24 protein-coding genes are annotated in these 23,300 nt (G+C 59.2%); 15 read left to right on the top strand and 9 right to left on the bottom strand.

What is annotated here, in order from left to right:
- Positions 1 to 81: 81 nt before the first annotated feature.
- From PMI21_RS02250 to PMI21_RS02205, 10 genes are all read left to right on the top strand, one after another.
- The gene (locus tag PMI21_RS02250) at positions 82 to 1,329 is read left to right on the top strand and encodes an ABC transporter permease (protein ID WP_007941646.1); all 1,248 of its coding nucleotides are present in this window, start codon (positions 82 to 84) and stop codon (positions 1,327 to 1,329) included.
- 12 nt (positions 1,330 to 1,341) lie between these two features.
- A complete protein-coding gene (locus PMI21_RS02245; RefSeq protein ID WP_007941647.1) occupies positions 1,342 to 2,166 on the top strand; it encodes an ABC transporter permease in 825 nt (274 codons plus the stop codon).
- A gap of 140 nt (positions 2,167 to 2,306) precedes the next feature.
- A complete protein-coding gene (locus PMI21_RS02240) occupies positions 2,307 to 3,455 on the top strand; it encodes an iron-containing alcohol dehydrogenase (protein WP_007941648.1) in 1,149 nt (382 codons plus the stop codon).
- A 90-nt stretch (positions 3,456 to 3,545) separates the two neighbouring features.
- Positions 3,546 to 4,220, top strand: coding sequence for a ribulose-phosphate 3-epimerase (gene rpe / locus PMI21_RS02235; RefSeq protein ID WP_007941649.1), 675 nt, complete (start codon positions 3,546 to 3,548; stop codon positions 4,218 to 4,220).
- The gene (locus tag PMI21_RS02230; protein WP_007941650.1) at positions 4,217 to 5,035 is read left to right on the top strand and encodes a phosphoglycolate phosphatase; all 819 of its coding nucleotides are present in this window, start codon (positions 4,217 to 4,219) and stop codon (positions 5,033 to 5,035) included. The genes rpe and PMI21_RS02230 overlap by 4 nt, the downstream gene beginning before the upstream one ends.
- A gap of 70 nt (positions 5,036 to 5,105) precedes the next feature.
- Positions 5,106 to 6,587, top strand: coding sequence for an anthranilate synthase component I (gene trpE, locus PMI21_RS02225; protein ID WP_007941652.1), 1,482 nt, complete (start codon positions 5,106 to 5,108; stop codon positions 6,585 to 6,587).
- A gap of 499 nt (positions 6,588 to 7,086) precedes the next feature.
- Positions 7,087 to 7,680, top strand: a complete 594-nt coding sequence (locus PMI21_RS02220) for an aminodeoxychorismate/anthranilate synthase component II (RefSeq protein WP_007941653.1) — start codon at positions 7,087 to 7,089, stop codon at positions 7,678 to 7,680.
- Between the two features lie 9 nt (positions 7,681 to 7,689).
- Positions 7,690 to 8,739 carry an anthranilate phosphoribosyltransferase gene (gene trpD / locus PMI21_RS02215; protein ID WP_007906883.1) on the top strand — a complete coding sequence of 350 codons (1,050 nt, stop codon included), beginning with the start codon at positions 7,690 to 7,692 and terminating at the stop codon, positions 8,737 to 8,739.
- Positions 8,736 to 9,572: an indole-3-glycerol phosphate synthase TrpC gene (trpC, locus tag PMI21_RS02210; protein WP_007941654.1), complete on the top strand. Its 837-nt coding sequence runs from the start codon at positions 8,736 to 8,738 to the stop codon at positions 9,570 to 9,572. The genes trpD and trpC overlap by 4 nt, the downstream gene beginning before the upstream one ends.
- A 97-nt stretch (positions 9,573 to 9,669) precedes the next feature.
- The gene (locus PMI21_RS02205) at positions 9,670 to 10,371 is read left to right on the top strand and encodes a lipoate--protein ligase family protein (protein ID WP_007941655.1); all 702 of its coding nucleotides are present in this window, start codon (positions 9,670 to 9,672) and stop codon (positions 10,369 to 10,371) included.
- 26 nt (positions 10,372 to 10,397) lie between these two features.
- Here PMI21_RS02205 and crp read toward each other — a convergent pair whose 3' ends face one another.
- On the bottom strand, positions 10,398 to 11,042 hold the full coding sequence (gene crp / locus PMI21_RS02200) for a cAMP-activated global transcriptional regulator CRP (protein WP_007941656.1): 645 nt from the start codon (positions 11,040 to 11,042) through the stop codon (positions 10,398 to 10,400).
- Between the two features lie 246 nt (positions 11,043 to 11,288).
- Here crp and PMI21_RS02195 point away from each other — a divergent pair, with 246 nt between their 5' ends.
- Together PMI21_RS02195 and speD are read left to right on the top strand one after the other, a co-directional pair.
- Complete coding sequence (locus PMI21_RS02195; protein WP_007941657.1) at positions 11,289 to 11,711, top strand: OsmC family protein; 423 nt, start codon at positions 11,289 to 11,291, stop codon at positions 11,709 to 11,711.
- 238 nt (positions 11,712 to 11,949) lie between these two features.
- Positions 11,950 to 12,744, top strand: a complete 795-nt coding sequence (gene speD, locus PMI21_RS02190; protein WP_007941658.1) for an adenosylmethionine decarboxylase — start codon at positions 11,950 to 11,952, stop codon at positions 12,742 to 12,744.
- Between the two features lie 136 nt (positions 12,745 to 12,880).
- On the opposite strand, the gene coq7 is transcribed toward speD, so the two are convergent.
- From coq7 to hemJ, 6 genes are all read right to left on the bottom strand, one after another.
- On the bottom strand, positions 12,881 to 13,528 hold the full coding sequence (coq7, locus tag PMI21_RS02185) for a 2-polyprenyl-3-methyl-6-methoxy-1,4-benzoquinone monooxygenase (protein ID WP_007941659.1): 648 nt from the start codon (positions 13,526 to 13,528) through the stop codon (positions 12,881 to 12,883).
- Between the two features lie 224 nt (positions 13,529 to 13,752).
- Complete coding sequence (locus PMI21_RS02180; RefSeq protein ID WP_007906873.1) at positions 13,753 to 14,091, bottom strand: histidine triad nucleotide-binding protein; 339 nt, start codon at positions 14,089 to 14,091, stop codon at positions 13,753 to 13,755.
- An 80-nt stretch (positions 14,092 to 14,171) separates the two neighbouring features.
- Positions 14,172 to 14,960, bottom strand: a complete 789-nt coding sequence (locus tag PMI21_RS02175; protein ID WP_033064247.1) for an SDR family NAD(P)-dependent oxidoreductase — start codon at positions 14,958 to 14,960, stop codon at positions 14,172 to 14,174.
- Between the two features lie 62 nt (positions 14,961 to 15,022).
- Positions 15,023 to 15,982: a DUF805 domain-containing protein gene (locus PMI21_RS02170; protein ID WP_007941662.1), complete on the bottom strand. Its 960-nt coding sequence runs from the start codon at positions 15,980 to 15,982 to the stop codon at positions 15,023 to 15,025.
- A gap of 90 nt (positions 15,983 to 16,072) precedes the next feature.
- Positions 16,073 to 17,041: an NAD(P)H-dependent flavin oxidoreductase gene (locus PMI21_RS02165; RefSeq protein WP_007941663.1), complete on the bottom strand. Its 969-nt coding sequence runs from the start codon at positions 17,039 to 17,041 to the stop codon at positions 16,073 to 16,075.
- Positions 17,042 to 17,074: 33 nt separating this feature from the next.
- On the bottom strand, positions 17,075 to 17,506 hold the full coding sequence (hemJ, locus tag PMI21_RS02160) for a protoporphyrinogen oxidase HemJ (RefSeq protein WP_007941664.1): 432 nt from the start codon (positions 17,504 to 17,506) through the stop codon (positions 17,075 to 17,077).
- Between the two features lie 135 nt (positions 17,507 to 17,641).
- Here hemJ and argC point away from each other — a divergent pair, with 135 nt between their 5' ends.
- Both argC and erpA read left to right on the top strand, forming a co-directional pair.
- A complete protein-coding gene (gene argC, locus PMI21_RS02155; RefSeq protein WP_007941665.1) occupies positions 17,642 to 18,676 on the top strand; it encodes an N-acetyl-gamma-glutamyl-phosphate reductase in 1,035 nt (344 codons plus the stop codon).
- Between the two features lie 168 nt (positions 18,677 to 18,844).
- Positions 18,845 to 19,195 carry an iron-sulfur cluster insertion protein ErpA gene (erpA, locus tag PMI21_RS02150; RefSeq protein WP_007906865.1) on the top strand — a complete coding sequence of 117 codons (351 nt, stop codon included), beginning with the start codon at positions 18,845 to 18,847 and terminating at the stop codon, positions 19,193 to 19,195.
- 73 nt (positions 19,196 to 19,268) lie between these two features.
- On the opposite strand, the gene PMI21_RS02145 is transcribed toward erpA, so the two are convergent.
- Positions 19,269 to 20,360: an anhydro-N-acetylmuramic acid kinase gene (locus tag PMI21_RS02145; protein ID WP_007941666.1), complete on the bottom strand. Its 1,092-nt coding sequence runs from the start codon at positions 20,358 to 20,360 to the stop codon at positions 19,269 to 19,271.
- 3 nt (positions 20,361 to 20,363) lie between these two features.
- Positions 20,364 to 21,782 (bottom strand): peptidoglycan DD-metalloendopeptidase family protein, encoded by a 1,419-nt coding sequence (locus PMI21_RS02140; RefSeq protein ID WP_007941667.1) that lies wholly within the window; start codon positions 21,780 to 21,782, stop codon positions 20,364 to 20,366.
- Positions 21,783 to 21,992: 210 nt separating this feature from the next.
- Here PMI21_RS02140 and tyrS point away from each other — a divergent pair, with 210 nt between their 5' ends.
- A complete protein-coding gene (gene tyrS / locus PMI21_RS02135; RefSeq protein WP_007941670.1) occupies positions 21,993 to 23,192 on the top strand; it encodes a tyrosine--tRNA ligase in 1,200 nt (399 codons plus the stop codon).
- The last annotated feature ends 108 nt before the right edge of the window (positions 23,193 to 23,300 follow it).

Here is a 23,300-nt window from a genome sequence, read left to right on the forward strand (position 1 = left end):
AGAGCGTGGGAACGATCAGTACCAAAAGTTCGAGGCGGTGTTTGTCGCCTCTGTAACGATCAAAGATTTCCGGAGTACGCCATGGCTATCGCCGTTCCCCTGAACGCGGGCACCGACCCCACCTTGAAGCAGCGGCTAAAGCACGCCGAGCGAATCAACCGCTGGAAAGCACAAGCCTTGATCGCGCCGTTGGTGCTGTTTCTGTTGCTGGTGTTCCTGGTGCCGATCGTGGCGCTGCTCTACAAAAGCGTCGGTAACCCGGAAGTGGTCGGCGTCATGCCGCGCACCGTGGCAGCCATCGCCAGTTGGGACGGCCGAGGCCTGCCGGCAGAGCCTGTGTACAAGGCCGCCAGCGAAGACCTCGCCGAAGCCCGCAAGAATCAGACCTTGGGCGACTTGTCCAAGCGCTTGAACATGGAGTTGGCCGGCTACCGCAGCCTGCTGACCAAAACCGCACGCGCCTTGCCGTTCGCCACGGAGCCCGCTTCTTATAAAGCCGCGCTGGAAGGACTCGACGAGCGCTGGGGCGACCCGGCTTATTGGCAAGTGGTGCGCCGCAACACCAGTGGCGTGACGCCTTATTACCTGCTGGCCGCCGTCGACCACCGTATCGACGACCTCGGCGAACTGGCCCGGGCTACTCCCGATCAGGCGATTTACCTCGACATCTTTGCCCGTACGTTCTGGATGGGCCTGATCATCACCGTTATCTGCCTGGTGCTGGCCTATCCGTTGGCCTATCTGCTGGCGAATCTGCCATCGCGGCAAAGCAACCTGCTGATGATTCTGGTGCTGTTGCCGTTCTGGACCTCGATTCTGGTGCGGGTCGCCGCGTGGATCGTGTTGCTGCAATCGGGCGGCTTGATCAACAGCGGCCTGATGGCCATGGGCGTCATCGATAAGCCGCTGGAGCTGGTGTTCAACCGCACCGGGGTCTACATCTCGATGGTGCACATCCTGCTGCCGTTCATGATTCTGCCGATCTACAGCGTGATGAAAGGCATCTCGCCGACTTACATGCGTGCGGCGATTTCCCTGGGCTGCCACCCGTTCGCCAGTTTCTGGCGGGTGTACTTCCCGCAGACCTATGCCGGTGTCGGCGCCGGTTGCCTGTTGGTGTTCATCCTCGCCATCGGCTACTACATCACCCCGGCGCTGCTGGGCAGCCCGAACGATCAGATGGTCAGTTATTTCGTCGCCTTCTACACCAACACCAGCATCAACTGGGGCATGGCGACCGCGCTTGGTGGGCTGTTGCTGCTGGCGACCGTGGTGCTTTATCTGATTTACAGCTGGCTGGTGGGCGCCAGTCGCCTGCGCCTGAGCTAAGGGGAGAATGAAATGCTGAGTCCTTATCAATCGCCCATCGAACGGGTGTGGTTCTATAGCTTGCGGATACTCTGCGGCTTGATTTTGTTGTTCCTGATTTTGCCGGTGCTGGTGATCATTCCGCTGTCGTTCAACTCCGGGAGCTTTCTGGTCTACCCACTGCAAGGCTTCTCGCTGCATTGGTACCAGGACTTCTTTGCCTCGGCGGAATGGATGCGTTCGTTGAAGAACAGCATGATCGTGGCCCCGGCAGCGACCGTGTTGGCGATGATCTTCGGTACGCTGGCGGCGATCGGCCTGACCCGTGGCGACTTCCCGGGTAAGGCGCTGGTGATGGCGCTGGTGATTTCGCCGATGGTGGTACCGGTGGTGATCATTGGTGTGGCCAGTTACCTGACCTTCGCGCCACTGGGGTTCGGCAACAGCTATACCTCGTTGATCGTGGTGCACGCTGTGCTGGGCGTGCCGTTCGTGATCATCACGGTGTCGGCGACCTTGCAGGGGTTCAACCAGAACCTGGTGCGGGCAGCGGCAAGCCTGGGCGCTTCGCCGTTGACGACGTTCCGCCGCGTGACCTTGCCGTTGATTGCGCCGGGAGTGATTTCCGGTGCGCTGTTTGCCTTCGCTACCTCGTTCGATGAAGTGGTGGTGACGCTGTTCCTCGCCGGTCCCGAACAAGCGACCTTGCCTCGGCAGATGTTCAGCGGCATCCGCGAAAACCTCAGCCCGACGATCGCCGCTGCCGCGACGCTGCTGATCGCATTCTCGGTGATCCTGTTGCTGACCCTGGAATGGCTGCGTGGGCGCAGCGAAAAACTGCGCACCGCCCAGGCCTGACCTGCACGCACTGATCTGATCGTTCCCACGCTCTGCGTGGGAACGATCGACCTCGATCATTCACCAACTTAAATAGCAGACAACCCCCAATCCCCAGCTACTATTGTGCCCAGCTCCCCTATCTATAAGAGGCTGCGCACATGAGTCTTTCCTCTTTCAAAATCGCTCACAAACTGATCACCGGTGCAGGTGCCATCGAGCAACTGGCGGCCGAGCTCACACGTCTGGACATCGACAACCCGCTGATCGTCACCGATGCTGCGCTGGTCAAGTCCGGCACGGTAGAGCTGGCGCTGGCGCAGTTGGGCGAGCGCAGTTATGAGATTTTCGACCGGGTGTTGCCGGACCCGGAAATCGCCATCGTCGAAGATTGCATGCGGGTTTACCGTGAGGGCGGGCATGACGGGCTGATCGGCCTCGGCGGCGGCAGTGCCATCGACATCGCCAAAAGTGTTGCAGCCTATGCCGGTTACCACGGCGCGCTGGAGGATTTGTTCGGCGTCGATCAGGTGCCGCGCAAAGGCCCGCCGCTGATCGCCATCCCGACCACCGCCGGCACCGGTTCGGAAGTGACCAACGTGGCCATCCTCTCAGACAAGGTCGCGCAGCTGAAAATGGGCATTATCAGCGATTACCTGTTGCCGGATGTGGCACTGGTCAGCCCGCAAATGACCCTGACCTGCCCACGCAGTGTCACCGCCGCCAGTGGCGTCGATGCGCTGGTGCACGCCATCGAGTCCTACCTGTCGCTCAACGCCTCGCCCATCACCGACGCCCTGGCCATTGGCGCGATCAAGCTGATTACCAAGGCGCTGCCCAAGGCTTACGCCAATCCCGCCCACCTGCAAGCCCGCGAAGACATGGCCACCGCCAGCCTGATGGCCGGCATGGCGTTCGGCAATGCCGGGGTCGGTGCGGTGCATGCGTTGGCGTATCCGCTGGGCGGGCGCTTCAACATTGCCCATGGCGTCAGCAATGCCTTGCTGCTGCCGTATGTCATGACCTGGAACAAGATGGCCTGCGTGGAACGCATGCAGGATATTGCCGAGGCCATGGGGGTGAAGACCGCTCATCTGAGCGCCAATGAAGCGGCGGAAAAAGCCGTGGAAGCGATGACCGAGCTGTGCGCCGCCGTGGAAATCCCACGAGGCCTGCGCAGTTTCGGGGTGCCCGAGGAGGCGATCCCGGCCATGGCCGTGGAAGCCGCCGGCATCGAACGCCTGATGCGCAACAATCCGCGCAAGTTGAGCGCCACCGATATCGAGAAGATCTACCGAGCGGCCTATTAGACTTGCCCCAATCATCGCAGCACGGTGCGCGCGTCAAAGCATGAGGTATACAATGCGCGCCATCGTGATTCTGCTCAAAAAAGGTGCGTCATGCAGCCCTTCGTTATTGCTCCGTCGATTCTCTCCGCCGACTTTGCCCGCCTGGGCGAGGAAGTGGACAACGTCCTGGCCGCCGGCGCCGACTTCGTGCACTTCGATGTCATGGACAACCACTACGTGCCGAACCTGACCATCGGCCCGATGGTGTGCTCCGCGCTGCGCAAGTACGGCGTGACCGCACCGATCGACGCGCACCTGATGGTCAGCCCGGTGGACCGTATCGTCGGTGACTTCATTGAAGCCGGTGCGACCTACATCACCTTCCACCCGGAAGCCACGCTGCACGTCGACCGTTCCCTGCAACTGATCCGCGAAGGTGGCTGCAAGGCGGGCCTGGTGTTCAACCCGGCGACCCCGCTGGACGTGCTCAAGTACGTGATGGACAAGGTCGACATGATCCTGCTGATGAGCGTCAACCCAGGCTTCGGCGGGCAGAAGTTCATCCCGGCCACCCTCGACAAGCTGCGTGAGGCGCGGGCGCTGATCGATGCCTCCGGTCGTGACATTCGCCTGGAAATCGACGGCGGGGTAAACGTGAACAACATTCGTGAAATCGCTGCGGCGGGTGCTGACACCTTTGTCGCCGGTTCGGCGATCTTCAATGCGCCGAACTATCAGGAAGTGATTGAAAAGATGCGCTCCGAACTGGCGCTGGCTCGCCCATGAGCGGTTTTGAGCAGCTGTTCCCGGGGCGTCTGCCGCGGCTGGTGATGTTCGATCTGGATGGCACGCTGGTCGATTCGGTCCCTGACCTCGCGGCGGCTGTAGATAACATGCTGCTCAAACTCGGGCGTGACCCGGTCGGCATCGAACCGGTGCGTGAGTGGGTCGGCAACGGCGCGCCGGTGCTGGTGCGCCGTGCACTGGCCGGCGGCATCGATCATTCGTCGGTCGATGATGGCGAAGCCGAAGGTGCGCTGCAGATTTTCATGGAAGCCTACGGTGAGGGGCATGAGCTGACCGTGGTCTATCCCGGTGTGCGCGACACCCTGAAATGGTTGAACAAGCAGGGCGTGGCGATGGCGCTGATCACCAACAAGCCGGAGCGCTTCGTCGCGCCGTTGCTGGATCAGATGAAAATCGGCCGTTACTTCAAATGGATCATCGGCGGCGACACCCTGCCACAACAGAAACCCGACCCGGCCGCGCTGTTTTTCGTGATGAAAATGGCCAACATTCCGGCGTCGCAATCGTTGTTCGTCGGCGACTCGCGCAGCGATGTGCTGGCGGCGAAAGCGGCGGGGGTCAAATGCGTGGCCCTCAGTTACGGTTATAACCACGGTCGGCCGATTGCCGAAGAGTCGCCGGCGCTGGTGATCGATGATCTGCGCAAACTAATTCCCGGTTGCCTGGATCCGGCCGCTGAGATAACGTTGCCCGACGCTGTTCAACCCCCTGCTGGAAACGCCATCGTGGTGGTCACTCGCAAACTCTGGATGAAAGTCATCAAGGCCCTGGCCCGCTGGCGTTGGCGCGCCTGACTTGTTCCTGGCCGGCGTACCGGCGCGTTTGCATACCTGACCGTTAGACCCTCAAGCCACGAGGCACCTCATGATCCGCGAAGAATTCCTGCGTTTGGCCGCTGCCGGCTACAACCGCATCCCGCTTGCCTGCGAAACCCTGGCCGACTTCGACACGCCGCTGTCGATCTACCTGAAACTGGCCGACGAGCCGAACTCCTATTTGCTGGAGTCGGTGCAGGGCGGCGAGAAGTGGGGCCGTTATTCGATCATCGGCCTGCCGTGCCGCACCGTATTGCGGGTTCACGATCACCACGTCGGCGTGACCCACGACGGCGTCGAGATCGAAAGCCACGACGTTGAAGACCCGCTGGCCTTCGTCGAAGCCTTCAAGGCACGCTACAACGTGCCGACCATTGCCGGTCTGCCGCGCTTCAACGGCGGTCTGGTGGGTTACTTCGGTTACGACTGCGTGCGTTATGTGGAGAAGCGTCTGGGCAAATGCCCGAACCCTGATCCGCTGGGCGTGCCGGACATTCTGCTGATGGTGTCCGATGCGGTGGTGGTGTTCGACAACCTTGCCGGCAAGATGCATGCGATTGTCCTGGCCGATCCGTCGCAGGAAGATGCCTTCGAACAAGGTCAGGCGCGTCTGCAAGCGCTGCTGGAACAACTCCGTCAGCCAATCACTCCGCGGCGTGGCCTGGATTTCAGTAAACAACAATCGGCCGATCCGGTGTTCCGCTCGAGTTTCACCCAGGACGATTACGAAAAAGCCGTCGACACCATCAAGGAATACATCCTGGCCGGTGACTGCATGCAGGTCGTGCCGTCCCAGCGCATGTCGATCGACTTCAAGGCTGCGCCTATCGACCTGTACCGGGCGCTGCGTTGCTTCAACCCGACGCCGTATATGTACTTCTTCAACTTCGGCGACTTCCACGTCGTCGGCAGTTCGCCGGAAGTGCTGGTGCGGGTCGAAGATAACCTGATCACCGTGCGTCCGATTGCCGGCACTCGCCCACGCGGGGCCAACGAGGAGGCGGACCTGGCGCTGGAAAAAGACCTGCTGTCGGACGACAAGGAAATCGCCGAGCACTTGATGCTGATCGATCTGGGCCGCAACGATACTGGTCGTGTCTCGGAAATCGGTTCGGTGAAGCTCACCGAGAAGATGGTCATTGAGCGCTATTCCAACGTGATGCACATCGTGTCCAACGTCACCGGCCAATTGAAGGCCGGGCTGACAGCGATGGACGCATTGCGGGCGATCCTGCCGGCCGGCACCTTGTCTGGCGCGCCGAAGATTCGCGCGATGGAAATCATCGACGAACTGGAACCGGTCAAGCGGGGCGTCTACGGCGGCGCAGTCGGTTACTTCGCCTGGAACGGCAACATGGACACCGCGATTGCGATTCGCACCGCAGTGATCAAGAACGGCGAACTGCACGTACAGGCCGGTGGCGGCATCGTCGCCGACTCGGTGCCGGCGCTGGAATGGGAAGAAACCCTGAACAAACGCCGTGCCATGTTCCGCGCCGTGGCCCTGGCCGAACAAACCCCGGATAACTGATCCACATAAAAAACGCGGCGCCTGCGAGGGCGCCGCGTTTTTTTATGCCTGTCATTCCCCCGTAGGAGCTGCCGAAGGCTGCGATCTTTTGATTTTAATCTTTTGATCTTGTACCTCTGCCGCTCCCAGCACCGCCAAAAAACTTCCAGCCTTTTGCCATCTGTCGCTAACCCTTCGATTGTTTCGCGAGCTGTCGCCCCGGCCATATTGCACGCTCTGCCCAGCTACGTTACTGTGCCGGGACGTATGAATGAGACCTTTCCCGTGTTGATCGTCAGCAAACTCCTGGATCAAGTCATCAAGGCACACGCCCGTTGGCGTTGGCGCGCCTGAATCTTTTCTGCCGGCCTGGCCGGACCTGTACCGCTTTGCCTTCTTTACCTGTATGAAATGCCGCTTTGCTGGCGCCACTCCAGCACCTGTCAAAGCGAAGCACACTGCGGGTAAATCATTCGAAGGCCGTATTAAAAGTCAGTGAATTCAAGAGGTTCTTAACGCCATGTTGCTGATGATCGATAACTACGACTCTTTTACTTACAACGTTGTGCAATACCTCGGCGAGCTGGGCTCCGAGGTCAAAGTCGTGCGCAACGATGAACTCACCATTGCCGAAATCGAAGCCCTCAAGCCTGAGCGCATCGTCGTGTCTCCCGGTCCTTGCACCCCGACCGAAGCCGGTATTTCCATCGAAGCGATCAAGCACTTCGCCGGCAAGCTGCCGATTCTCGGCGTTTGCCTGGGTCACCAATCCATCGGCCAGGCGTTCGGTGGCGATGTGGTCCGTGCCCGTCAGGTCATGCACGGTAAGACTAGCCCGGTATTTCACGAGGATAAGGGCGTATTCGCAGGTCTGAATCGCCCGTTGACGGTCACCCGCTACCATTCGCTGATCGTCAAGCGCGAAACCCTGCCCGATTGCCTGGAGCTGACGGCCTGGACCCAGCTCGAAGACGGCTCGGTGGACGAGATCATGGGCCTGCGTCACAAGACGCTGAACATCGAGGGTGTGCAATTCCACCCTGAGTCTATCCTCACCGAACAGGGACACGAGCTGTTCGCCAACTTCCTCAAACAAACCGGCGGCACGCGCTAAGGACTTTCCATGGATATCAAGACAGCCCTGAGTCGTATCGTCGGCCACCTCGACCTCAGTACCGATGAGATGCGCGATGTCATGCGCGAAATCATGACCGGGCAATGCACGGACGCGCAGATCGGCGCGTTCATGATGGCCATGCGCATGAAGAGCGAAAGCATCGACGAGATCGTCGGCGCCGTGACGGCGATGCGCGAGTTGGCGGACAAGGTCGAACTCAACACCCTCGACGGCGTGGTCGATGTGGTCGGCACCGGCGGTGACGGTGCGAACATTTTCAACGTTTCGACCGCTTCTTCCTTCGTGGTCGCGGCGGCCGGTTGCACCGTCGCCAAGCACGGTAACCGCGCGGTGTCGGGTAAAAGCGGCAGCGCCGACCTGCTGGAAGCGGCAGGTATCTATCTGAACCTGACCCCGGTTCAGGTGGCACGCTGCATCGACAACGTTGGCATCGGTTTCATGTTTGCCCAGACCCATCATAGCGCCATGAAGCACGCCGCCGGCCCGCGCCGCGAGCTGGGCCTGCGCACCTTGTTCAACATGCTCGGCCCGCTTACGAATCCGGCCGGCGTGAAACATCAGGTAGTGGGTGTGTTCAGTCAGGCGTTGTGCCGGCCATTGGCCGAAGTCTTGCAGCGCCTGGGCAGTAAACACGTGCTGGTGGTGCATTCGAAGGATGGTCTGGACGAATTCAGTCTGGCGGCACCGACCTTTGTCGCGGAATTGAAGAATGACCAGATCACCGAGTATTGGGTCGAGCCCGAAGACCTCGGGATGAAGAGCCAGAGCCTGCACGGTCTGGCGGTAGAAAGCCCGGCGGCTTCCCTTGAGCTGATTCGCGATGCCTTGGGCAAGCGCAAGACCGAGAACGGTCAGAAAGCCGCCGAGATGATCGTGCTCAATGCCGGTGCCGCGCTGTACGCCGCCGACCATGCCAGCAGTTTGAAAGAAGGCGTTGCCCTGGCGCACGATGCGCTGCACACAGGCCTCGCTCGGGAAAAACTTGAGGAATTGGGTGCATTTACCGCGGTATTCAAAGTGGAGAATGAGGGATGAGTGTACCGACGGTTCTGGAAAATATTCTGGCCCGCAAAGTCCAGGAAGTCGCCGAGCGTAGCGCTCGTGTAAGCCTGGCGGAGCTGGAAAACCTGGCCAAGGCGGCCGATGCACCCCGTGGTTTCGCCAAGGCATTGATCGATCAGGCCAAGAAGAAGCAGCCGGCGGTGATTGCTGAAATCAAGAAAGCTTCGCCAAGCAAGGGCGTGATTCGCGAGAACTTCGTGCCTGCGGACATTGCCAGGAGTTACGAGAAGGGTGGGGCTACCTGCCTGTCGGTGCTCACCGACATCGACTACTTCCAGGGTGCGGATGCGTATCTGCAACAAGCCCGGGCGGCGTGCAAACTGCCGGTGATCCGCAAAGACTTCATGATCGATCCGTACCAGATCATCGAGTCCCGCGCCCTGGGTGCTGATTGCGTGCTGTTGATCGTCTCCGCACTGGATGACGTGAAAATGGCCGAGCTGGCGGCCGTGGCCAAAAGCGTCGGCCTCGATGTGCTGGTGGAAGTCCACGATGGCGACGAGCTGGAGCGGGCCTTGAAAACCCTGGACACGCCGCTGGTGGGCGTGAACAACCGCAACCTGCACACCTTTGAGGTCAGCCTGGAAACCACCCTCGACCTGTTGCCGCGTATTCCGCGCAATCGTTTGGTGGTCACCGAGAGTGGCATTCTTAACCGCGCTGATGTCGAACTGATGGAAATCAGCGACGTGTATGCGTTCCTGGTCGGCGAAGCGTTCATGCGCGCCGAAAGCCCGGGTACTGAACTGCAGCGCCTGTTCTTTCCTGAGCGCGGTGTTCCAGTGAGCGGCTCTACGCTCGACTGAACACATTTTCGCAGGCAACCCGATCCCCTGTGGGAGCGGGCTTGCCCGCGAAGAGGTCATCAGCACCCCAAAGACTTCATGTCTTACGGAGTCATCCATGTCCCAGCCAACCTCTCTGACCATCGAAGCCGGCCTGCTCGCCGAACAGGACCTGTTGGCCCATGTGTGCACCGGTGACTCGGAGTTCGGCTTGCTGTTCTGGCAACCCACAGACCGGGCATTGGTCATGCCGCGCCGCTTGAATCGCTTGCCGGGTTTCGAGGCAGCGTGCGAGATATCAGCCGCTGCCGGCTGGCCAGTACTGCTGCGCGAAACTGGCGGCGAGCCGGTGCCGCAATCGGCATCGACCCTCAACATCGCGCTGGTCTACGCGCCACCGCGCAGCGAGGGTGACCAGAATCGGATCGAAACCGCCTATCGCCGGCTCTGCGACCCGATTTGCCAGCTGCTTGACGAGTTGGGCGGCGTGTCGTCCCTGGGCGAAATTGAGGGAGCGTTCTGTGACGGCCGTTTCAACGTCAACCTCGATGGTCGCAAGATGGTCGGTACCGCTCAGCGCTGGCGGCAGAGCAAGGGCGGTCAGCGTCCGGTCGGGCTGGTGCACGGGGCGATGCTGATCGATAACGAGCGAGAGTCGATGGTCGCGGCGGTCAATCGTTTCAACGAGGCCTGCGGTCTGGAACAGCGGGTTCGCGCAGAAAGCCACATTGCCCTGCATGAAAAGTTTGCCGCTCCTGATGCGCTGGAACGGCTCGATGCGTTGTATCGCCAAATGCTGGCAGAAGTGCTCGGGGCTTAAGTGTTCCAGGCTTCAGTTTTCAGGGCCTAGCGCGTACCGAAGACCACCATGGTCTTGCCTTTGACGTCGACCAGGTTGCGCTCCTCCAGATCCTTGAGCACGCGGCCGACCATCTCACGGGAGCAACCGACAATCCGGCCGATTTCCTGACGGGTCACCTTGATCTGCATGCCGTCCGGGTGGGTCATGGCGTCTGGCTGCTTGCACAGCTCCAACAGGCAGCGAGCAACGCGACCGGTCACGTCGAAGAACGCCAGGTCGCCGACCTTGCGCGTGGTATTGCGCAGGCGTTGTGCGATTTGTCCGCTGAGCACGTAAAGAATGTCTGGATCCTGTTGAGACAACTCGCGGAATTTCGCGTAGCTGATTTCCGCGACTTCGCATTCGACTTTGGCGCGAACCCAGGCGCTGCGCTCCTGTTCCAGCCCGGCTTGCTCAAACAGACCCAGTTCACCGAAGAAGTCGCCGGAGTTGAGGTAGGCAATGATCATTTCACGGCCGTCATCATCCTCGATCAGGATGGTCACCGACCCTTTGATGATGAAGAACAGCGTGTCCGAGCGGTCGCCGGCACAAATGATGTTGCTCTTGGCGGCATAGCGACGGCGCTGGCAGTGCATCAACAGCTTGTCGAGGTTCTTGATTTTGGGTGTGGGGGTAATAGCAACCATGGTTGTATCCCGAAAAGACTGCACGGTGTGTTTGTTTTTTTAGGCGCTGGCGAGGCCTGCGATCCCTTATTCGTTAAAATGCCGGCTGTGCGCCAGTGAATTGACGCCAGCTTAACAGACGCATTCCTTCAAGATTCGAGAATTTGCCTACGATGCATATGGTTATGTCCTAGGAAGGCGAAGCGCTGCCAATCAAGGGCCCTGTGCTAAGCTGGCGACCCTTTTTTATACAGTGGAGTCTTGGCGATGAAGGCACGCATCCAATGGGCAGGCGAAGCCATGTTCCTCGGTGAATCCGGCAGCGGTCACGTCGTGGTCATGGACGGTCCGCCCGATGCCGGCGGTCGTAACCTGGGTGTCCGGCCGATGGAAATGCTCCTGCTGGGTGTTGGCGGCTGCAGCAATTTCGATGTGGTCAGCATCCTCAAGAAGTCTCGTCAGGCCGTCGAAAGCTGCGAAGCCTTCCTCGAAGCCGAGCGAGCGACCGAAGATCCGAAGGTGTTCACCAAGATCCACATGCACTTCGTGGTCAAGGGCCGCGGGCTGAAAGAAGCCCAGGTCAAGCGCGCCATCGAGCTGTCGGCCGAGAAGTATTGCTCGGCCTCGATCATGCTCGGCGCGGCTGGCGTGGCGATTACCCACGACTACGAGATTATCGAGCTCGGTTGAATCGACATTCAACTATCATAAAAGCGGTGCAGACTCTGGTGATCCATAGCTGACGTCTGCATAATGCGCCACTTTTTTCAGGGCAGTGATCGGTCAGCCGACAGATCGCTTGCCTGAACAGACAACCAAAATCGCCATCGCGAAGAGGTGTTAACCGTCCTACGCAGGTGCGTCGTTCGCATCTGACGGGCATGCTTGATCACGCGGCCAGCCCGCAATACATAGAGAGTTTTTAACGGTGAAAAGCAAACTCAAGCTCCACGGGTTCAATAACCTGACAAAGACCTTGAGCTTCAACATCTATGACATCTGCTACGCGGAAACCCCGCAAGACCAACAGGCTTACGTCGAGTACATCAATAAAGAGTACAACGCCAAGCGCCTGACGCAGATCCTCACAGAAGTTGTCGATATCATTGGTGCCAACATCCTGAACATCGCCAGTCAGGACTATGAACCCCAGGGCGCCAGCGTCACGATTCTGATCTCTGAAGAACCGGTGACCCCCACCGACAGTCAGATTGAAGAGTCTCCGGGCCCGTTGCCCGAAATCATCCTGGCCCACCTCGACAAGAGCCACATCACGGTGCACACCTACCCGGAAATCCATCCGGTGGACGGTATCGCAACGTTCCGTGTGGACATCGATGTGTCGACCTGTGGCGTCATTTCACCGCTCAAGGCGCTCAACTTTCTGATTCACCAGTTCGACTCGGATATCGTGACTGTGGATTACCGCGTGCGCGGCTTCACCCGTGACGTTGAAGGCAAGAAGCACTTCATCGACCACGAGATCAATTCGATCCAGAACTACCTCTCCGAAGACACTCGCGACGCGTATCAGATGACCGACGTGAACGTGTATCAGGAAAACCTGTTCCACACCAAAATGCTGCTGAAGAACTTCGAACTGGATAACTACCTGTTCGGCGACGCCACCAGCAACCTGTCTTCTGAGCAGCGTGCCCAGGTGACTGAGCGTGTGAAACACGAAATGCTCGAAATCTTCTACGCGCGCAACATGTCGAGCTAAGATTTCCGAGTACAAAAAAGGCGACTACCTCGAGGTAGTCGCCTTTTTTATTTGTTGGAATACAGAACCCTTGTAGGAGCGAGCGGTGCGGCGACCCGACTTGCCCGCGAAGAGGCCCGATCAAACAATACAACCATCAGATCCGATAGGTACTCTTGGTCATCACCTTGGCCAACAGACTCATCCCGAACTTCACCGGTGCAGGAAAACGCAAACCCCCGGCATCCAGCGCACTTTCGGCGTGGTGTTCTTCATCGATGCGCATCTGCTCAAGGATCGCCCGGGATTTTTCGTCCTCGGCGGGCAATTGCTCAAGGTGTTCGTTCAGGTGTTTGCAAACCTGATGCTCGGTGGCGGCAACGAAACCCAGGCTGACTTTGTCGCTGATCAACCCGGCTACCGCGCCAATCCCGAATGACATTCCGTAGAACAGCGGATTGAGAATGCTGGTGTGGCTGCCCAACTGGTGGATGCGCTGTTCGCACCAGACCAGATGGTCGATTTCTTCTTCGGCGGCATGTTCCATGGCGGCGCGCACTTGCGGCAGCCTGGCGGTCAGGGCTTGACCTTGATACAGCGCCTGGGCACAGACTTCGCCGGTATGGTTGATGCGCATCAAACCGGCGACGTGCCGGGTGTCCTCGTCGCTCATTTGCGCATCCGGCTGCACGATGGCAGGCGACGGACGGTAGGGCTGACCACTGAAGGGCAGCAAAGTACGCATCGCGGCATCGGCTTGCAGCAGAAGACGGTCAATTGGCGAGTAGTGACGTTGGGTAGTCATGCTGACCTCCGGGAAGAATCTCGGCGGCCAGTTTAACCCAATCGGCCGGGGAGGGTTTGCGCTGGGTCATCTGTGGCGAGGGAGCTTGCTCCCGCTCGGCCGCGAAGCGGTCGTAAATTCAACCCATCGGTTCTGTCTGGAAAAACTCGATGCGTGGATTTGGGGCTGCTTCGCAACCCAGCGAGAGCAAGCTCCCTCGCCGCATAAACCGGTACTGCTTGCAATCAGCCCGGCGGCCAGTGCATCTGGCGCTGACCCAGCACGTGCATATGAATGTGATAAACGGTCTGCCCGCCCAATTCATTGCAGTTCATGACCACCCGGAAACCTTCTTCACAGCCCAGTTCCAGGGCCAGACGCTGCGCGGTGAACAGAATATGCCCGGCCAGCGCCTTATCGTCCTCGGTGAGGTCGTTAAGGGTGCGCACCGGTTTCTTCGGGACCACCAGGAAATGCACGGGGGCCTGTGGCGCGATGTCGTGGAAGGCCAGTACCTGGTCGTCCTCGTAAATGATCTTCGCCGGGATTTCCCGGTTGATGATCTTGGTGAACAGAGTATCCACAGCTGTTTTCTCCGTTGTTTGGCTGGCTTGAGTGTACGCATGGGCCCTGCCTGAGCCCAGTTTTTTACCTTGAAGGCTGGTCAGCGCGGGCAGTACGCCTTATTGACCATGCCCGCGATTGTCCGGGTCAGCCAGCGCGAGCCGAGCCGTGGCAGGAAGGCGAACCAGCGATTCAGGCGACCGGGAATGATAATGGCGCGATTTTTCTCCAGGGCGCGCACGGTATAGAGCGCGACTTCCTCTGGGCTCATCAGCAGTTTGCTCTCGCTCAGCTTGTCGGTGTTCAGTTGCGCGGTGCGGAAAAACGCCGTGCGTGTCGGGCCGGGGCAGAGCACCGACACCTTGACCGCGCATTTTTTCAGTTCGACGCGCAAGCCTTCGGAAAAACTCAGCACATAAGCCTTGCTGGCGTAATAAGTGCTCATCCAGGGGCCGGGATGGAACGCCGCAACCGAGGCGACGTTCAGAATCTGCCCGCCGCCCTGCAAGGCCATGCTGTTACCGATGGCATGACACAAACGAGTGAGGGCCAGGATGTTCACTTCGATCAGGTCTTGCTCGGTCATCCAGTCCTGGGCCAGGAATGGGCCACAGGTACCGATGCCAGCGCAGTTGACCAGCAGATCGATCTGCCGCTCACCTTCTTCCAGTTCCAGCAGAAATCCGGACAGGCGCAGCGGTTCACCCAGGTCACAGGCACGAAACAACACTTCCACGCCAAAACGTTGAGTCAGTTCAATCGCAATACTTTCCAGCTGATCACGCTGTCGGGCCACCAATAGCAGGCTGCGGCCGCGCCGGGCCAGCGCTTCGGCCATTGCCAGGCCGATGCCGCTGGAAGCGCCAGTGATCAGAGCGTAACGGGTCATGCAGTTCTCCATCGCAACAGCTCCGCGCCAGCGACGCAGGTGTCACGGGCGGGGAGCGCTGTTCATTCTTTTGCAGAGTCTACAGGGGGCTGGGCCGCTTCGGCTGCATCGTCGGTTGAATCCGCTGCCGAGTCGACCTCGACGGGCGTAGCTTCGACTTCATCGGTGGTCACGGAGCTGCTTTGATAGGCGCTATCAGTGGCGCTTTCATACTCATCCTGAATCGCCGTGAGACCTCCGGTCAGCCCGCCAACGAACATGATCGCAATAAACACCAGCCACAACGAAGCGAGTACCCTGACTGCGTTGCTGTTGGGCGGCGGCGGTGCACCGTACCGATTGGCAGTGTTGTTACCCGGCACGATCATGATCACGAATGGGAAAGCGCCCCCCACGAACGGCACAAGGTTCAATAGCCAGAGCCAGCCAGACCAGCCGATATCGTGCAGGCGCTGCACACTGAACTGGATGCTGATGAGCGCGAGTACCACGACCAGAATAACGGCCAGCAGACCCGCGAGAATCAGGCCGGCAGTCGAGTCGGTGCTGATGAGGGTGAAGCCGAAAATGGCCAGCACCGAGCCAATGCCCAGCGTCACCAGCGTCAGGGCCATCGTCCAGGCCAGAAAGCGCAGTCGACCGATGCGGCCATCGAAACTGAATGCCTTGAGCGTGGCGAACTCCGGCAGTGCCTCGCCGACAGTGGCGCGCGGCGGAGCATAGGGGGACTCAGGCTCTGCCGATGGCGGTGGGCTTACGTGAACGTCGGACAGGTTCAGCTCGATCGAGGGTTCGGCTTCGATTCGGGCATCGATACCGGTTTTCGTCAGCGCCTGAAGATAAGTTTGCGCGTCGGCGTGTGACAGGTCGCGTTTGAGCGCAACCAACCGGCCACTGAACAGGCGTTCGATGGCTGCGACATCGCTTTTGAACAGCTCGGCGAGATTGAGCTTCGCGGTGGTGGCGTCAACACCTGGCAGCAGAGCACCATCGAAGACGATCTTGAAACGTTTTTCGCTCATGGCCGAGGCATCCTTGTCGCGAGAGTTGTAATAGAAAGTGTAACAAGGGGAGTGTAAGGCCGGCCGGGTTGGGCAGGCCAAACTTTCCTGTCAGCGCGGCCAGCGCTTGGGCAGCGCTGCCGCCAGTTCCAGCGCCTTGCGGTATTCGGCGCCGAGACGTTCGACCAGTTGATCGACACTCGGCAGATCCTCGATTTCCCCGACGCCCTGGCCCGCAGACCACACGGTTTTCCAGGCTTTGGCTTCATCGTTCAAGGGCTTGAGCTTGGAGCCGAAGTCCACCTCGCCCTTGCTTTGCAGCGCCGCCATGTCGAAACCGGCGGCCTCCAGGCTCTGACGCATGAAGCTGGCCGGTACTCCCGATACCGCTGGAGTATGGACGATGTCCGCGGCTCTGGCAGTCAGGAGCATCTCCTTGTAGGCGTCAGGCGCATGACTTTCCGTGGTGCCGATAAATCGCGTACCGAAGTAGGCCAAATCCGCACCGAGCAATTGCGCGGCAAGAATCTCGTGGCCATGGTTCAGGCAGCCGGCCAGCAGCAGGGTCTTGTCGAAAAACTGGCGAATCTCGGCGATCAGCGAGAACGGGCTCCAGGTCCCGGCGTGACCGCCGGCCCCCGCGGCAACGGCAATCAATCCGTCGACACCAGCTTCGGCGGCTTTTTCTGCATGGCGACGGGTCGTCACGTCGTGAAACACCAGGCCACCGTAGCTGTGCACCGCGTCGACCACTTCCTTCACGGCGCCGAGGCTGGTGATCACGATCGGTACCTTGTGTTCGATGCAGATCGCCAGATCCGCCTGCAATCGTGGATTGCTGTGGTGGACGATCAGGTTCACCGCGTAAGGCGCGGGGTTTTCCAGTGTCGCCAGTTCTGCTTCGATTTCTTCCAGCCAGGCCTTGAAACCGCTGCTCTCACGCTGATTCAGCGCAGGGAAACTGCCCACAACGCCATTACGGCAGCAGGCGAGCACCAGCTCAGGGTTGGAAATCAGGAACATCGGTGCCGCCACCACGGGCAGACGCAAGCGTTGTTCGAGCAGAGCGGGCAGCGACATTGGAAGTACCCCGGGTGAGTGTGCCTGTTGGATTTAAAACGGCCGGACGACGACCAGAATTACGATAGCCAGCAATATCAGAACCGGCACTTCATTGAACCAGCGATAAAAGACATGGCTGCGGGTGTTTTCGCCACGGGCAAAACGTTTTACCTGTGCGCCGCACATGTGGTGGTAGCCGATCAGGATCACCACCAGTGTCAGCTTGGCGTGCATCCACGCGCCCTGGCCGAAATAGGCGCTCGGGTTGAGGCTGATCAGCCAGATGCCGAACACCAGGGTGGCGATCATCGCTGGCCCCATGATACCCCGGTACAGCTTGCGCTCCATGATGCTGAAGCGTTCCTTGCTGACGGTGTCTTCGCTTTGCGCGTGATAGACGAACAGGCGCGGCAGGTAAAACAGGCCGGCAAACCAGCAGACCATGCTGACGATATGAAGCGCTTTGAGCCACAGATAAAGCATTTTTGGTTATTCCCAGGTTCACGGTAGCCCGAATAGTAGAGGCTTGAGCCGCCGCACGTCACCTTGACGGTTGTCGCAGGGCCGCGCGGCCCCTATTATCGACGGCTTTCCAGTGGGTTCGTTGAGGACAGGTTTATGGTCAAGGTCGGTATCGTCGGCGGCACGGGTTACACCGGTGTCGAACTGCTGCGTCTGTTGGCACAGCATCCGCAGGCAGAAGTGGTGGTGATCACTTCCCGATCCGAGGCCGGCCTGGCCGTGGCCGACATGTACCCGAACCTGCGAGGCCATTACGATGGCCTGGCGTTCAGCGTTCCGGACATCAAGACCCTCGGGGCTTGCGACGTGGTGTTCTTCGCCACGCCGCACGGTGTCGCCCATGCCCTGGCGGGTGAGTTGCTGGCTGCCGGGACCAAGGTCATCGACCTGTCGGCAGATTTCCGTCTGCAGGACGCCGATGAGTGGGCCAAGTGGTATGGCCAGCCGCACGGCGCGCCGGAACTGCTGGAGGAAGCGGTCTACGGCTTGCCGGAAGTCAATCGCGAGCAGATCAAGCAGGCACGCCTGATCGCTGTGCCGGGTTGCTATCCGACCGCGACGCAATTGGGTTTCCTGCCATTGCTTGAAGCCGGTCTGGCCGATACCACGCGTTTGATCGCTGACTGCAAATCCGGTGTCAGCGGTGCCGGTCGTGGCGCTTCCGTCGGTTCGCTGTATTCCGAGACGTCGGAAAGCATGAAGGCCTACGCCGTAAAAGGTCACCGTCACTTGCCGGAAATCCGCCAGGGTCTGCGTCGTGCAGCGGGCAAGGACGTTGGTCTGACCTTCGTGCCGCACCTGACGCCGATGATTCGCGGTATTCACTCGACGCTCTACGCGACTGTCGTGGATCGCTCGGTGGATCTGCAGGCCCTGTTCGAAAAGCGTTATGCCAACGAACCGTTCGTCGATGTGATGCCGGCCGGCAGCCATCCGGAAACCCGCAGCGTGCGCGGTGCCAACGTTTGCCGTATCGCCGTGCATCGTCCGCAGGATGGTGATCTGGTGGTGGTGTTGTCGGTCATCGACAACCTGGTCAAAGGCGCATCGGGTCAGGCTGTGCAGAACCTGAATATCCTCTTCGGTCTGGATGAGCGCCTGGGTCTTTCCCATGCGGGCATGCTGCCGTAAGGCTATATCCCGCACAGCAAAAAGGCCCGTTGAACGGGCCTTTTTGCATTCTGGTCTGACGATTGGGTTGATTGATATACCGTAACAATAGTTGACCGATTTTCTGGGAGAAGCGGATAATGCGCGTCATCACGCATTATGGCGGCGTAACGCCGGGAGATAGTCAGCATGAGCGTCGAATCCTTCACCCCCACGGCTTTGCAATTCACCCACGGTGCTGCGCACAAGGTGAAGAGCCTGGTCGATGAAGAGGGGAATGATCGCTTGAAGCTGCGCGTATTCGTTACGGGCGGCGGTTGTTCAGGGTTTCAGTACGGCTTCACCTTCGATGAAGAAGTGGCCGATGACGACACCATCGTCGAGCGCGAAGGCGTCAGCCTGGTGGTCGATCCGATGAGCTTCCAGTACCTGGCAGGTGCCGAGGTGGATTACCAGGAAGGTCTGGAAGGTTCGCGTTTCGTGATCAAGAACCCGAACGCTACCACCACGTGTGGCTGCGGCTCTTCGTTCTCGATCTGATCGCCCCTCACCGCATCAACAAGCGCCGCAGGGTTTCAGGACCCTGCGGCGTTTTGCTGTCTGGTGTTCAGGTTCAGGCAGGGTAGATGGCGCCGAGTACGCGAAGGCCACGGGCGCCGGTGACGCTTGGGCGGTTGGCCGCGATACCTTCGAGGCAGCAATGAGCCAGCCAGGCAAAGGCCATGGCTTCAACCCAGTCCGGATCTACACCATAAGCGGCGGTGCTGCTGACTTTCGCGTTCGGCAACAGGCTGGCTAACCGCTTCATCAATGTGGCGTTGTGCGCGCCGCCGCCGCAGACCAGCAGCTCCCGGGTATCCGATTGAGCGCTTTGCAATGATTCGACGATGGTCAGGGCGGTCAGCTCAAGCAGCGTGGCCTGTACGTTTTCGGCTGCGAAGGTTGGCAGCTGTGACAAATGCTGCATCAGCCATGGCAGATTGAACACTTCGCGGCCAGTGCTCTTTGGGCCTTGAGTCACAAAGAATGGATCACTGAGCAGCTCATTCAACAGAACCTGTTCAACCTTGCCGCTGCTGGCCCATTGGCCATCGCGATCGAAGTTGTCGCCGCGTTGCCGGTGAATCCAGGCATCCAGCAGGACGTTCCCCGGGCCGCAGTCAAAACCTGCGACAGGCTTGCCGGGTTCGATGAGGCTGAGATTGCTGAACCCGCCGACGTTCAGCACCGCGCGGTTACCAGGCTGTTCTTCGAACAAGGCTTCGTGAAAGGCTGGAACCAATGGAGCGCCTTGCCCTCCGGCGGCTACATCGCGGCTGCGGAAGTCGCTGACCACGGTGATACCGGTCAGCTCGGTGAGCAAGGCAGGGTTGCCGATCTGCACCGTGAACCCGCGCGCCGGTTCGTGGCGAATGGTCTGGCCGTGGCTGCCAATCGCGCGGATGTCGTCGGGCTTGAGGTTTTGTTGGTCTAGGAGGGTGTGAATGCCCTGTGCGGCCAGTTTCACCCAGTTTTGCTGGGCAATGGCGGAACGGGCAATCTCGTCCGGTCCGCTGGCGCACAAGCCAAGCAGCTCGGTGCGCAGGGATTCGGGCATGGGGATGTAATGTGTGGCGATCAGCTTGATCGCCGGCGCTTGCTCGATCAGGGCAATGTCCAGGCCATCAAGGCTGGTCCCGGACATCACACCTATATAGAGCGCCATGGCTTAGCGTTTGCTCGAAGCCAGCAGGGTGGCTTTCTCTTGGTCCATGCGCGCCATCAGCGGTTGGCTTTGCGCGAGGAAGCGTGAGCGTTCAGCTTTGGAGATCGGATCGGCCATCGCAACCTTCTGACCCAATGGATCGACGTGCACACCATTGACCTGGAACTCGTAGTGCAAGTGCGGGCCAGTGGAGAGGCCGGTGGTGCCGATGTAGCCGATCACCTGACCTTGCTTGACGCTGCCGCCAGTCTTGATGCCTTTGGCGAAGCCCTGCATGTGGCCGTATAGCGTACGGTAGGTACTGCCGTGCTGGATGATCACGGTGTTGCCGTAACCGCCGCGGCGACCTGCCAACAATACCTGGCCGTCGCCGGCAGCCTTGATCGGCGTGCCTCGCGGTGCTGCGTAATCGACACCCTTGTGGGCGCGGATCTTGTTCAGGATCGGGTGCTTGCGGCCCATGGAGAATTTCGAGCTGATGCGGGCGAAGTCTACCGGAGTACGGATGAATGCCTTGCGCATGCTGTTGCCGTCAGCCGTGTAGTAGCTGCTGTTGCCTTGTTTGTTGGTGTAGCGCACGGCGGTGTAAGTCTTGCCGCGGTTGGTGAAGCGTGCGGAGAGGATTGGGCCGTTGCCGACCGCTTTGCCGTTGACGACCTTCTGTTCATAGATCACATCGAACTCGTCACCCTGGCGAATATCCTGGGCGAAGTCGACGTCATAGCCAAACACGCTGGCCATATCCATGGTCAGGCTGTGGGACAAGCCGGCTCTGGCGGCAGATTGCGACAGCGAACTGTTGATCACGCCATGTACGTAGGCGGAGCGAACAGTGGGCTTGGCGGTAATGCGGTTGAACGTATAACCCTTGTCGTTCTTGGTCAGGCTGATGCTTTCCGTGTCGCTGACTTTGCTGTGCAAGTTGGTCAGCTGGCCATTCGGGCCCAGTTCGAACTCGAGCTTCTGGCCATGTTTGAGCTGGCTGAACTGCTTGGCCTGCTTGTCGCTGGCCAGCACTTCATGCACCGAAGTGGCTGGAAGGCCGACTTTCTCAAACAATGTCGAGAGAGTGTCGCCTTTGGCAACGATCACTTCCCTGTGGCCCGGCGCCTTCTTTTCTTCGACGACTGGCGCGGGGGCGGCCTGGGCGGTTTCCTGAGTGTCTTCGGCGCTGTTTTCGATCTGCGCGAAAGGGGAGGCCGCTGGCTCATTTGTGGCTTGGACGACGTCGGCGGCGTCTTGATCTTGTGTCAGTTGTTCTGCGGGGCTTTCCAGTTCAAGACTCAGGGTCGTCTTTTTGGCTTCAACATCACTGGAAGGAAATACCAGAAGCGCCAGGCTCAGAAGGGCGGCGATACCGCTTGCTGCGAGCAGGTGGGTCTTCGGGTAAAGCGGTGGCGCTTTAGACGATTCTTTGGTCATAAGTAATTTTGACTTTGAAAAAATGAATTGGAAAAGATGAATGACATGATGAAGACGAAATAACTGTATAAAATATAACCAAATCATCTCTGAAGCAAGCCTGCGGACGCTCTGTCCGTGGATTGGCGTCCGTGCGCAGGGCAAAACTTGTATTTGACGCCCGATCTTGTATGGTTGGTCCCCTTTGAATTCGAGTCTTGCAGGTCTGTTATGAAGTCGGTTGAAGAACAGCTAGCGCTGATCAAACGTGGTGCAGAAGAACTGTTGGTCGAGTCCGAGCTGATCGAAAAGCTCAAGCGTGGCCAGCCGCTACGTATTAAGGCAGGCTTCGATCCGACCGCGCCGGATTTGCACCTGGGTCACACCGTGCTTATTAATAAGCTGCGCCAGTTCCAGGATCTGGGGCATCAGGTTATCTTCCTTATAGGTGACTTCACTGGGATGATCGGTGATCCGAGCGGCAAGAGTGCGACACGTCCGCCGCTCACCCGTGAGCAGGTTCTCGAGAATGCCGAGACCTACAAGACTCAAGTCTTCAAGATTCTTGATCCGGCCAAAACCGAAGTGGCGTTCAACTCCACCTGGATGGATCAGATGGGGCCGGCTGACTTCATACGGCTGACTTCGCAATACACCGTGGCGCGCATGCTCGAGCGCGACGACTTCGACAAGCGCTACACGACCAATCAGCCAATCGCCATTCACGAATTCCTCTATCCGCTGGTTCAGGGTTATGACTCGGTCGCTTTGCGCGCGGATGTCGAGCTGGGCGGTACCGATCAGAAGTTCAACCTGCTGATGGGGCGTGAGCTGCAGCGTAGTTATGGTCAGGAGGCTCAATGCATTCTGACCATGCCGTTGCTCGAAGGGCTGGATGGCGTGAAGAAGATGTCCAAGTCGTTGGGCAACTATGTCGGTATCCAGGAGGCGCCGGGTGTCATGTACGGCAAGCTGGTCTCTATTCCTGATGTGCTGATGTGGCGCTACTTCGAATTGCTCAGCTTCCGCTCCATGGAAGAGATCGATGCTTTGCGGGCTGATGTCGAGGCGGGTGCGAATCCGCGTGACATCAAGATCAAGTTGGCCGAAGAGATCGTTGCGCGTTTCCATGGTGAGGAGGCTGCGGCCAATGCTCACCGTGCGGCGGGCAATCGTATGAAAGACGGCGAGCTGCCGGATGATCTGCCAGAGATCGAGTTGACTGCTGCCGAAGATATGCCGATCGCTGCTGTCCTTAATAAGGCGGGCCTGGTGAAGAACTCCGCCGTGGCGCGTGATCTTCTGGGTTCCGGTGGTGTGCGTATAGATGGTGAAGTTGTCGATCGCACCTTTATATACGCACTGGGCGCGACCCACGTTTGCCAGGCCGGGAAGAAGGCATTTGCGCGTATTACGCTCAAATCCGAATAAAGCTGAAATCAGGGGTTGACGGCAGATTCTGGACGTCTATAATTCGCCCCACTTCCGGCGCAGTCGAAACGGAAAACTCCTTGGTAAACAACGAGTTACGCAGTTTTC

Source organism: Pseudomonas sp. GM18 (genome assembly GCF_000282195.1).
Classification (GTDB): Bacteria; Pseudomonadota; Gammaproteobacteria; order Pseudomonadales; family Pseudomonadaceae; genus Aquipseudomonas.